This window comes from Clostridium nitrophenolicum (assembly GCF_055391695.1).
On record NZ_AP042469.1, the window covers coordinates 607,653 to 620,797 of the forward strand.

Sequence of the window (13,145 nt, forward strand, 5' to 3'; positions counted from 1 at the left end):
TATCCAAAATCTTAAGTAGGCATCCAAAATCTATGATTTTGAGATGATCACTTACACAGAGTGCTGATTTTGATATGGTCGCTTAAGCAGAGAACTCAAATCTATGATTTGAAGTGAATCGCTTACTCAGTGAGTACTCATTCGACGATAGGAGAAGGAGTTTCATATTAATTATTAAGCAACTTATATTTATTAATTTTGTGTTAATTGTTTAGGCACATTTAATGGGATGTGTTAAAATAGAAATAGTATATAAAACCTGAGGGGTCATTCGTAGTAATATATATAAAATAGAATGAGGAATGATAACTATGGAAACATCAACAAACAAAAGAACAAAAAAGAGAGTAAAGAAACCTAAGAAAAAGAAACCAATTTCTAAGGCTTTATTAATTTTAATGTCAATAATTTTACTTATAACAGTTTTTAGCTTTGGCAAAATAAAAGATGTATTTTCCTTATATAGGGATGCAGGTACTAAAGTTAAATCAATTTCAGAAGCTACTTTTAATAGTAGAGGTACTGTGTATATCTATGACAATAAGAAAGAAGTTATTGATAAACTTTATGATTCAAAGGATGTAGAGTATGTAAACTATGGACAGACTCCGCAAGCAGTAATGCAATCTTTTGTAGCTATAGAGGATAAGGATTTCTTTAACCATCATGGGGTTAGTCTTAAGGCTATTACAAGAGCAGCATACTCTATGGTTAAAAACAAGGGAGAAATTACCCAAGGCGGAAGCACTATAACTCAACAACTAGCTAAAAATGTCTTTTTGACACAACAGCAATCTATGAAGAGAAAAATTGAAGAGATGTTTATAGCACTAAAGTTAGAGAGAATGTATACTAAAGAACAAATACTTGAGTTTTATGTAAATAATATTTATTTTGCAAATGGAGCATACGGTATACAAGCTGCATCTAAAAAATATTTTAGCAAGGAAGTTAAAGAATTAGATTTATCTCAAATAGCTTTTCTTGCAGCTATACCAAATAATCCAGAATATTATGATCCCCTAAAGAATGAAGGTAACACAATACAAAGAAGAAATTTAATATTATCTAAAATGAAGGAATGTAATTTTATAACTCAAGGTCAATATGATGAGGCTGTAAATGAAAAAATAGCTCTGAATCCAGAAAAAGCGTATACAAAACAGAGCTATATTAGTTCATATGCAGTAGACTGTGCTGCAAAAGCATTAATGGAACAAAAGGGCTTTGATTTTAGAAATAGTTTTAAGAATGATAGTGATAGGGAAACTTATAATAAGAGTTACTCAGATTTATATACAGAATCTGTAAATGAAATATACAGAAATGGGTATAAAATATATACGTCAATAGATATGGAGAAACAAAAACTGCTTCAAGAATCTGTTGATAGTAAACTATCTGATTTTACAGAAAAGCAGGATGGTATCTATTCACTGCAAGGATCAGCTGTAACTATTGATAATAAAACAGGTACTGTAGTTGCTATAGTTGGAGGCAGAACTTCAGATAAAAAGGATTATTTAAATAGAGCATTCCAATCCTTTAGGCAGCCAGGTTCAACTTTAAAACCTCTTGTTGTATATACTCCTGCTTTGCAAAAAGGCTTTACACCTTCAAGTGTAATAGAGGACAAGTATATTGAAGGAGGACCACATAATAGTGGAAATGCTTACTATGGCAATGTAACTTTAAGTTACGCTGTACAGCTATCTTTAAATACAGTTGCAAATCAAATTTTTAAACAAATAACTCCTGAGTATGGTATTTCGTTCTTAAAGTCAATGAATTTTAGTAAAATAGTTAAAAAGGACTATACTTTATCCACGGCATTAGGAGGATTAACAAACGGGACTAGTGTTGTTGAAATGGCATCTGGTTACTCTACCCTTGCAAGAGCAGGGCAATACATTAATCCTACTTGTATACAAGAAATAATTGATTCTTCAGGTAATAAAATATACAAAAATAGTTATAAAACAAAGGAAGTTTATACAAAACAAGCAAGTACGTGGATGACGGATATATTAAAAGGAAGTTTTGAGAATCCATTGGGAACAGCACACAAATTAAAATTATATAATATGACAGCAGCAGGAAAGACTGGAACAACAGACAATTCAAAAGATGGATGGTTTTGTGGATATACACCATACTATACTACTGCAGTATGGGTAGGATATGATAAACCAAGAGAGTTAGATAGATTGTACGGTGGCACATATCCTGGGGGAATATGGAAAGACTATATGAATAAAATACATCAAGGTTTAGATAATATAGACTTTGAAAGACCAAATGGTGTTCAAGAATACAGTGACGATACTTCAACTAATGTGCCTGCTAATAATGAAACTCAAAAAAGTGAACAAGGTTCTGCACAAGATGCAGTAAAGAAGTATGAAAGTTGTAAATTGGATACGTTAGAAGATATTAAGCTGGCGGAACAATATGAAAATGAAGCGACTACTAGTGTTCAACAGCTAAAAGACTTAAATGTTAGAGAGCAGCTCTTGAGAAAAATATTAAACAGAAAAGCGGCAGTAACGCAAAGAAAAATTGAATTGCAGCAGGGTAATAAAAACACTGATGATAATACCAATAATGGTACAACTCCTCCATCTAATGTAGATAAGCCTAATGGAGATACAAATAATAATAATAATAATGGCAATGCTAATGATGGACAAAAAACAAATACTAATAATAATTCTACACAAAATTAAATAGTTTGTATTAGTTAAAGATAAAGAGCATTTCTAAACAGAAAAATTCTGGTGGGATGCTCTTTATTTATTGTAATTAATGTAAAAATTTATAATTTATAATTTATAATCAAGATACATAAAATAAGAAAAATCGGAGGTGGTATATATGAAAAAGAAGATTATAAAGGTTTCTTTGTTATTTTTTTGTGTTATTAGTATATTCAATAGTATGGCATTCACAGTACATGCATATGACAATAAAAGTATATGCTATTTAAATACTGGAGAGAGTAAAGAGAAATTATATGAAGACTTATTATCAGCATTACTATTTCAGCATATAGACTATGCAATAGAAAGCTATTATGGAAAGCCAAAACAATTTACAAATCCTAAAATTTTAAAAATAAAAAGATTAGAAAAAGATTCATATTATTTTGAAGCAACAATTCAAGTGGAAACTTTTGATGGATTAAAAAAATCAAATCTTTCTACTGATGTAATTACAATAAGAAATGATGACGGAGATATAGAAGTTACTAAATTTGAGCATAAAGATACAGTTATTAAAAGTTAATAGCAAAGTTATAGTTAATAATCCCCCGATTAGTTAGTTGGGGGATTATATTTGTAGTACTTTACATTATTTTATAGTACTTAGGTTGCCTTACTATATTTTGGCCTGTCTTTATAAAATAGCCCCCTGTAATCAGTGTTGTTAAAATTATCAATCCATTAATTATATATTTTCTATTGTCGAAAATATATATGTTTTGATTTCTGTTAACACTAATAATTAATAAAATAGTAAATATAAACCCAACCAGGATGAACATTTTCCCGACTATACGTTTCCAAACTTTTAAGTTATTTTTAGCTAGGCTAGTCATACCAATAAAACTTATGATTGATAAAATTATATATTTTATGAATAAATTTGATTTATTTAAGGAAAATGTGGTTAGCAATAAAAATGAAACACCAGCAATAAAGAAAAGACACATAAATATAGCTGCTAGAATAACTTGTGAACGTCTCAATAATATCACTCCTTTTATTAGACTAACATATTATTTTATTTTGTATATATAAAATATATTACTACATTTACAACGATTTGTTAATATATGTAAATAAAAAATACTATTCATATTTGGACATTTAAATTATTATAATAAGTTTTTATAATATGAAAATTGTAAAAATTGTCACGATAGTGTATTATGGTTATGAGTGTTTTAATATTAACAAATATAAAATTTACATGCTTTGGGAGGCATTAATATGATTTTTATTAAAAATGAAAATACAAATCCGTACATGAATCATGCAATTGAAGAATATGTATTAAAAAATTTTAATGAGGATTGCTTTATGCTTTGGAGAAATGATCCATGTATATTAATTGGAAAGCATCAAAACACTCTTTCAGAAATAAACATTGACTATGTAAATAATCATAAACTTCCTGTAGTTAGAAGAGTTACTGGAGGAGGAGCTATTTTCAATGATTTAGGCAATTTAAATTTTACCTTTATATCTAATAACAGTGAGAACTGCTTTGCAGACTTTGAAAAATTTACATATCCTATAATACAGGCTTTAAAAAAGTTATCTATAAATGCCGAGTTATCTGGCAGAAATGACCTAACTATTGATGGGAAAAAGTTTTCAGGAAATGCTCAATATAGTTATAAAAATAAAATACTTCATCATGGAAGCATTTTATTCTCAGCAGATATGACTAATTTAGTACAAGCTTTAAAAGTAAAAGATATAAAATTTCAAGATAAAGCAGTAAAATCAGTTGGAAGCAGAGTTACCAATATAAAAGAACACCTTAAGAAAGATATGAGTGTCGTAGAGTTTAAAAATTTTATAATAGAATCTGTTATGAGTGACCAGAAAAATGCAAAGCTTCATGAATTTACAGAAGAAGAATGGAATGAAATACAAAAGATATCAGATGAAAAATATGCTACCTGGCAATGGAATTACGGAAATTCACCCCAATTTAATTACTTTAATGAAAAGAAATTCAAAGGTGGAATTGTTCAAGTAAATATAAATGTACATAAAGGATTAATAAAAGATATAAAAATATATGGGGATTTTTTCAGTGAAAAGGAGATAAATGAACTTGAAGAACTTTTAAAAAATGTGAAATATTTAAAAGATGAAGTGATTAATGTTTTAGACATGGTTGATATAGAAAAGTATATGATCAACGTCTCTAAGGAAAATTTATTGGAAATTATATTTGGTTAAATACAACTAAAGGATTTGAGGTGTATAGTATGTACGAGAGAAAGCCTGAATGGTTAAGGGTTAGGATTAGAGGAGGAGAAATGTCTGGAACTGTACATGAGGTATTAAAGAAATATTCTCTTAATACTGTTTGTACAGAGGCAAATTGTCCTAATAGAATGGAATGCTATAATAAAAGAACTGCTACATTTATGATCTTAGGGAAAAATTGTACACGTAATTGTACTTTTTGTAATGTTACAAAGAAAGAGCCAGAGGCGGTTGATGTAAATGAACCAGTTAACGTAGCTAAAGCTGTAGAAAAGTTAAATTTAAAGCACGCGGTAATAACATCTGTTACTAGAGATGATCTTAAAGATGGTGGATCAGCTCATTTTGCAGAAGTGATAAAAGAGATAAGAAAACTAAATAAGGGTGTAACTATAGAAGTTTTAATACCAGATTTTAATGGTGATGAACAAGCCTTGAAAAATGTAGTAGTTGCAAAGCCAGACGTTATAAACCATAATGTAGAGACAGCGCCGTCTTTATATAAAAAGGTTAGACCTATGGCTATTTATAAAAGATCCTTAGAATTATTAGCTAATGTAAAAGCCATGGATAACTCCATTTTGACTAAATCAGGATTTATGTTAGGGTTAGGTGAAACAGAGGAAGATGTAATAGGTATATTGAAGGATTTAAGAGATGTTAAATGTGATATTGTAACAATTGGACAGTACTTAGCACCTTCATCAAAGCATCATCCTATTATAGAATATGTTCATCCAGATATATTTAAAAAATATGAAACTATAGGCTTGGGAATGGGTTTTAAACATGTAGCTTCAGCACCATTGGTTAGAAGTTCATATCACGCTGGAGAGATTTTCGAATAGTTTCATAATGAAATGAAAAAAATGAATTTCTCAAAATGATACCGATTTTGTATCGTTTTGAGAAAATTTTTATTCTAAAGCACTGAAAAACTCATTAATACGCTTGGTATAAAACTTGCTTTATTATAGATAATAAAGAAAATTAGAAGAGGGTTTTAGGGGGGGTTTTTATTATGCACATTCCAGATAATTATTTGAGTCCATCAACTTGTGCAGTTATAGGAACAGTAATGCTACCAGTATGGGCTAGAGCAGTGAAGAAAGTAAAGGCAGAAGTAAGTAAGAGAAAAATGCCTATATTAGGTGTTTGTGCAGCAGTATCTTTTTTAGCTATGATGTTTAATATTCCGGTACCAGGAGGAACTACTGCTCATGCAGTTGGCGCAGTTTTAATAGCTATATTAGTAGGACCTTATGCAGCTTGCATATCTGTTACGATAGCGCTGCTAATTCAAGCCTTATTCTTTGGCGATGGAGGTATACTAGCACTTGGTGCTAACTGTTTTAACATGGCTTTTGTTATGCCATTCTTAGGGTATTATATATATAATTTTATAAAAACTAGAGTAAAAAGTGACAAAGGAGATTATATAGCAGCCTTTGTTGCAGGTTATGTTGGAATATTGGCAGCAGCGTTTTTTACAGCTCTTGAATTTGGTATACAACCGCTTTTATTCAAGGATGCAGCAGGTGCAGCTATTTACTGTCCTTATGGATTAAATATATCTATACCAGCTATGGTACTGCCTCATTTACTTGTTGGAGTTTTAGAAGGAGCAGTTACTGCAGGTGTTTATTCATATGTTAAGAAAATGTCGCCAGGAGTTATATATGAAGGCAAAGCTACAAATAAAAAATCTCTGTATGGATTACTTGCTGCAATGATAATTCTTACTCCGATAGGTTTATTAGCGACAGGAACTGCTTGGGGAGAATGGGGAGCAGATGAGATAAAAGAGCTAGTAGGATACGTACCAAAGGCATTTGAAAGTGGATTTAGTCTTAATGCTATAGCACCGGATTATGCTATAGGTGGCGTAAATGAAGTTATAGGTTATATTATATCTGCAGCCGCTGGTGTTGCTATTCTTTTAATAATATTTAAGATATTAAGCTCAACTAAGAAAGAGCAAATTGCTAGCAGCAATAAAGCAGAAAATATTTCATAGATTAAAATAAAAAATAGTATGGTGCTATATAGTTATAGCACCATACTATTTTTAAATATTTGCTTTAATTAATTAAGCCTTAAAACCGGAGACCTTATCGTATAGTTGCTGAGCGAGTTCTGATAGTTGTGATACACTAGCTGCAACTTGTTGTACAGAGGCTGTTTGTTCCTCTACTGCTGCTGCCATGCTTTGAGTATCTTCTGAATTCTTACCAGCTATATTAGAAATACTTGAGGCTGTTGACTTTATATTATTAAATTCATCAGTGATTTCCTTATTTATTTTAGTTATATTTTGAACGCCTGAATAAGTATCATTGGCTTTTTGAACAATAGAGTTCAAGGAATCACTGCATTTTTTCATAAGTTCTACTTCTTTTTGAACTTCCTCAACACCATTTTTCATATTATTTTTAGTTGTATAAGTTTCATTTTGTATATTATTAATAATAGGTATTATCTGCTTTGTAGCATTAGCAGTTTGGTCTGCTAGTTTTCTCACCTCATCAGCAACAACAGCAAATCCTTTTCCAAGTTCACCGGCTCTTGCAGCTTCAATTGATGCATTGAGAGCCAATAAGTTTGTTTGATCCGATATGTCCGTAATAAGCTCTATTATTCTACCTATTTCCTTGGAGCTTTCTTCTAAAGCGCTTAATCTTTCAGAAACTTCACTTGAGGTGCTTGATATTATATTTAGTTGAATAACAGAAGCCGCTAAATCTTTGTTTCCAGATAAAGCTTCCTTTTCTGTTTGTAAAGAATGTTTGAGAACATCATCAATTATAAAGGCAATATTGTCTATTTTTTCTGAAAGAATATTTACTTTATCGAGTAAATTATTAACTTGATTTGTTTGGTCCATACTTCCTTCTGAGACCTCTTGTGCAGATACCGCTATAGTCTCAGTAGCTTGGCTGTTCTGGTAACTAATGTCCGATATTTGTTCTGATGTATCCTTAACACTTCTTGATGCATCACTGACAGATATTATGATTTGATGTATATTTTCTACAAATATATTAAACCATTTTGCTAATTGACCAATTTCATCTGCTGAATTTATGCTTATTCTTTTAGTTAAATCGCCGTTACCGCTAGCTATGTCTTTCATTCTATCTGTTAAATTCTGTAGTGGATTTATTATAGTTTTTCTTACAGTAAAAATAGAGGATATGATAATAATTAATGCTATTATGAGAAATATGCTACTTAATTCCTTTGATAACATAACTTTTTTGTTAGAATTATTATCTAACATGAAAACAACTTCATTAATATTATTTACAATATTATTTATATTTTTATTTATATAGTTTAAAGAGTTTTGCTGTGAAGATAGGTCAGGGGAGTCAATTATGTTTGTATATTCCTTTTTAAAATTTTGCCAGTCGCTATTAATTTTTTTTATTTTTTCTAGAATAGCGTTGTCATTACAGGCTGTAAGTTTAAGATCCTTGTCCCCTTTTTCAAGACCTACTAATATCTTTTCGAATTGCGTAATCTCCTTCTGCATATCTGACTTTATCTTATCCTTTTTAGTGTTATCCTTCTCACTTATATATAGATTAGCCATATAAGCTAGTTTATAGCTCCTCATCCTTTCGCTTCCAAAAAGGTTTATAGCTGGGGCATCACCTTTCAAATTATTAAAGGTAACAAAATTAGTGGTAACAATAGAAATTATAAGTAATGAAAGAAAAAATAATATTAATTTTAACTTCGTGTTTATTTTCAAATAACATACCTCCTAATATATTTTATTACTGTATAATCATTATTAGAAAATTACTTTTACAGCATATAAATATTATATTATTAATTATTGAATATAAAAAGCATTTTTTAACAATAAAATATAAAGTAATATTTTTATTAGAAAGTGTGGGAAAAAGAATTTGGTTTGCAATTATAATGACTACATTATCTACTGTACTATTGTCATGAGATTTTCCTTAGGAGCAGGCTCTTTTTCGTTAATCTTATCATTATTGTTGAAAAGTAGCTTTCCAAGTATAAAAATAATCGCAGGAGCTATGATTCTAGGATGTTTTAGCTATGGTTTTAGCATTGTACTATTTGTATTAGCTTTAAGAGGATTAGGGAGTGCCAGAACCAGTGCCTTATTTGGAACAGCACCATTCATTGGTACTATATTATCATTTATATTATTTAATGACAGGATAAGTGTAACTTTCATTGTAGCTTTACCTTTAATGATTATTGGTGCAATTTTGCTTCTGAGAGAAAATCATGAGCATGAGCACAGACACTGTCATGGTGATGGACATCATGAGCATCTACATAAAGAAGAAATTGATGATTTTTATGTATAGAATTATGATAAAATAAGAGTGGGTGATATTATGAGTACAAAGTGGACAAAAGAACAAAAGGATGCTATTTTTACAAGAAACTGCAACTTGTTAGTAGCAGCAGGTGCTGGCGCTGGTAAAACTGCAGTTCTGGTAGAAAGAATAATAAAAAGAATAACTGATGAAAAAGAAGATATAGATATTGATAGACTATTAGTTGTTACATTTACTAATGCTGCAGCAGCTGAAATGAGAGAGAGAATTGGAGATGCTATAGCAAAGGAACTGGAAACAAATCCAGATTCTAAAAAGTTGCAAAAACAACTTACGTTGTTAAATCAATCAAATATAATGACTATACATTCATTTTGTTTAAAAGTTATAAAAAATAATTTTCATCTCATAGATTTGGATCCGAGCTTTAGAGTTTGTGATAATACTGAGTCTATACTTTTAAAACAAGAAAGCTTAGAGGAACTGTTTGAAGAAAACTATGAAGATAGTAATAATGAAATTTTCCTAGAACTAGTAGATGCATATGGTGGAAAAAGTGATTTTCAAGTTCAAAATATGGTGATTAGTCTATATGAATTTGCTAAAAGTTCGCCCTGGCCCGAAAAGTGGCTAATGGAAATGGCCGAAAGATTTAATCTAGAAGGTGAATACAACTTTGGGGAGTCAGATTGGGCAAGTATATTACTAGATTATTTAAAAGTAGAGGCTTATGGATGTAAAAGTAAAATGAAAAAGGCTATAGAAATAGTAGAAAAGGCTGAAGGAATAGACTATTACTTAGAACCATTTAAAAATGATCTGAATAATATCAATGAAATATGTAATTGCAGTTCATGGGATGAATTTAAAGAAAAGTTCTTGCTTTTGAGTTTTGAAAAACTTCCTATAAAAAAGAATAAGGATGCAGATAAGATAGCAAAAGAAAGAACAAAAAAAATTAGAGATGAAGTTAAAAAGAAACTCAATGATATAAAAGAAGATATTTTTGATGGTAATGACAACATTGAAAGAAATTTGAAAGAATTATATCCTATGATGAAATGCTTAGTAAATTTAGTAATAAATTTCGATAAAAAGTATGGTAACAAAAAAAGAGAAAGAGGTATGGTAGATTTTAATGATATTGAACATTTTTGCTTAAATATTCTTACTACAGAAGATGATAATGGTAATATAGTACCTTCAGAAACAGCTTTAGAGTATAAGCAGCAATTTGAGGAAATACTTATTGATGAATATCAAGATAGTAATGAAGTTCAAGAGGTAATAATGAACATGATAGGAAACAAGAACGATATTCCTAATATGTTTATGGTAGGTGACGTTAAGCAAAGTATTTATAGATTTAGGCAGGCTAAACCTGAGTTGTTTTTAAGTAAATACAATACTTATTCAGAGAAAGCTGAAGATAGAAACAGAAAAATAAAATTATTTAAAAATTTTAGAAGTAGATCAGAGATAATATCTGGTGTTAACTACTTATTTAAACAAATAATGTCTGTAAATGTTGGAGAGTTAGATTATGATGAAGAGGAGGCTCTTAAAAGTGGAGCAACTTATCCAGAAACAGAGCAGATTTGCGGAGGAGACATAGAACTACATCTTATAGATAAAAACAGTGATAGTTTAAGTGAAGAATATGAATCTGAAGCTATAGATATTAATAATGATTCGGAAGAAGTGTTAGATAACATACAAATAGAAGCTAGGCTAGTAGCAAGAAGAATTAATGAACTTGTTAACTCTACTGATGAGCAGAAGTTTCATGTATATGACAAAAACATTAATGGATATAGACCTGTAAGGCACCAAGATATAGTGATACTTATGCGTGCTACGGCTAATTGGGCACCAACATTTGTAGAAGAGCTTACCAGTATAGGTATACCTGTTTTTGCAGATACAGCTACAGGGTATTTTGAAACCATTGAAATTAGAACAATAATGTCATTGCTGCAAATAATAGATAATCCTATGCAAGATATACCACTAATTGCGGTCTTACGTTCACCTTTAGAGTCTTTTACTTCGGAAGATTTAATGGATATTAGAATGATAAATAAGAATGTATCATTTTATGAAGCATTAAAATACATATGTAAGTGTGATGAAGAATTTGAAAGTAATAATGAAGAACTTGTTAATCTAAGTCATATAACAGAGGAACTCAGAAGGAAAGTATGTAACTTTGTAGAAAGAGTTAATATATGGAGAGATAAGGTAATTCATATGTCTATCGATGAATTCATATGGTATCTTTATAAATCAACTGGGTACTATGGGTTTGTGGGAGCTATGCCAGGAGGAAAGCAAAGACAGGCGAATTTGAGAATCCTATTTGAAAGAGCAAGACAATATGAAAGAACAAGCTACAAAGGACTTTTTAATTTTATAAATTTTATAAATAAACTTAGAAATAGCAGCGGCGATATGGGAAGTGCAAAGATTCTCGGTGAAAATGAAGATGTAGTAAGAATAATGAGCATACATAAAAGTAAGGGGTTAGAGTTTCCGGTAGTAATACTTGCAGGATGCGGTAAAAATTTTAATTTAATGGATATGAATAGAAATGTATTATTTCATGGAGAATTGGGGCTTGGACCAGATTATGTTAACCTTAGCAGAAGAATATCATATCCAACCATTGTAAAACAGGTATTAAAGAAAAAATTAAAGCTAGAAACATTATCTGAGGAGATGAGGATTCTTTATGTTGCTTTTACAAGAGCTAAAGAGAAGCTTATATTAACAGGCGTGGTAAGTGGTTTTGAAAAGGTTGCTGATAAGTGGTGTGGTGCATTAGATTTTAATAATATTAAAATACCTGAATATGCTGTTATGAATGCTAAAAGCTATTTGGATTGGATAGGGCCTTCGGTAGCAAAGCATGTAGATGGAAGACTAATTAGAGAGTGTGCAGGCAGCAACTATAATTTGCAAAATCAAATAGATGATGAATCAAAGTGGAGTGTTAAGGTTTGGAGTAAAGAAGATTTTAAGGGCAATTCTAGTGAAGACTTAGAAGAAATAGATATGATAAAGGAAATAGAAAGTATTAACTCAAATAATGAAATAAGTGAGTATAATCCAGAAATAAATAGAAGACTCAACTGGGAATATAAATATAAGGAAGCATGTAGTATACCAACAAAGTATTCTGTATCAGAATTAAAAAGAAAATTTTCTATGATAGAAAAAGGAGACAGCAGGGAATTAATAACTTCATCCACTCTAAAAAAACCGTCTTTCCTTCAGAAAAATAAATATATATCTCCGGCAGAAAAGGGAACTTTAATACACCTTATTATGCAACATATAAATTTAGACAAGACATCTTGTATTGAAGATATAAAAGAGCAGATATGCAGCTTAGTAATAAAAGAATTTATTACAGAAGAAGAAGCGAAAGTTATACCTATAGAAAAAATATTATTATTTTTTAAGTCTAGCATAGGGGGAAGAATGAAAAAGGCTTTGAAGATCTATAGGGAGGTTCCATTTTTTATAGAGCTATCTTGCACTGATATATACAATGAACTGCAGAAGGATATATATGAAGATGAAAAAATAATACTTCAAGGAATAATAGATTGTTATTTTGAAGAAGATGAGGAATTAGTAATTTTAGACTATAAAACAGATTATATAAAGGATATAAACGAAACTAAAGATAAGTATAAGCTGCAGATACATTATTATACAAGAGCTCTGGAGATGATGACAGGTAAACCTGTTAAAAACAAATATCTATATTTATTTTCCACAAATGAAATATTAGAACTGTAGTAAT

The 13,145-nt window shown here is 30.1% G+C and carries 9 protein-coding genes; 8 read left to right on the forward strand and 1 reads right to left on the reverse strand.

Annotation, left to right across the window (positions count from 1 at the left end; all coding sequences use genetic code 11):
- The first annotated feature begins 311 nt into the window (after window positions 1–311).
- From ACZ5N4_RS02755 to cbiM, 6 genes are all read left to right on the forward strand, one after another.
- Complete coding sequence (locus ACZ5N4_RS02755) at window positions 312–2,726, forward strand: transglycosylase domain-containing protein (protein ID WP_464206970.1); 2,415 nt, start codon at window positions 312–314, stop codon at window positions 2,724–2,726.
- Window positions 2,727–2,874: 148 nt separating this feature from the next.
- Window positions 2,875–3,285 carry a DUF3888 domain-containing protein gene (locus tag ACZ5N4_RS02760; RefSeq protein WP_464206972.1) on the forward strand — a complete coding sequence of 137 codons (411 nt, stop codon included), beginning with the start codon at window positions 2,875–2,877 and terminating at the stop codon, window positions 3,283–3,285.
- Between the two features lie 326 nt (window positions 3,286–3,611).
- On the forward strand, window positions 3,612–3,800 hold the full coding sequence (locus ACZ5N4_RS02765; RefSeq protein WP_464206974.1) for a hypothetical protein: 189 nt from the start codon (window positions 3,612–3,614) through the stop codon (window positions 3,798–3,800).
- A gap of 192 nt (window positions 3,801–3,992) precedes the next feature.
- On the forward strand, window positions 3,993–4,976 hold the full coding sequence (locus tag ACZ5N4_RS02770) for a lipoate--protein ligase (RefSeq protein ID WP_464206976.1): 984 nt from the start codon (window positions 3,993–3,995) through the stop codon (window positions 4,974–4,976).
- A gap of 29 nt (window positions 4,977–5,005) precedes the next feature.
- Window positions 5,006–5,854, forward strand: a complete 849-nt coding sequence (gene lipA, locus ACZ5N4_RS02775) for a lipoyl synthase (protein WP_464206978.1) — start codon at window positions 5,006–5,008, stop codon at window positions 5,852–5,854.
- Window positions 5,855–6,027: 173 nt separating this feature from the next.
- Window positions 6,028–7,023, forward strand: coding sequence for a cobalt transporter CbiM (cbiM, locus tag ACZ5N4_RS02780; protein WP_464206980.1), 996 nt, complete (start codon window positions 6,028–6,030; stop codon window positions 7,021–7,023).
- Window positions 7,024–7,095: 72 nt separating this feature from the next.
- On the opposite strand, the gene ACZ5N4_RS02785 is transcribed toward cbiM, so the two are convergent.
- Window positions 7,096–8,763, reverse strand: a complete 1,668-nt coding sequence (locus tag ACZ5N4_RS02785; protein WP_464206982.1) for a methyl-accepting chemotaxis protein — start codon at window positions 8,761–8,763, stop codon at window positions 7,096–7,098.
- Between the two features lie 205 nt (window positions 8,764–8,968).
- On the opposite strand from ACZ5N4_RS02785, the gene ACZ5N4_RS02790 reads away from it, so the two are divergent.
- A complete protein-coding gene (locus ACZ5N4_RS02790; RefSeq protein ID WP_464210795.1) occupies window positions 8,969–9,361 on the forward strand; it encodes an EamA family transporter in 393 nt (130 codons plus the stop codon).
- A 27-nt stretch (window positions 9,362–9,388) separates the two neighbouring features.
- Window positions 9,389–13,141, forward strand: a complete 3,753-nt coding sequence (gene addA / locus ACZ5N4_RS02795; protein WP_464210797.1) for a helicase-exonuclease AddAB subunit AddA — start codon at window positions 9,389–9,391, stop codon at window positions 13,139–13,141.
- Window positions 13,142–13,145: the final 4 nt, after the last annotated feature.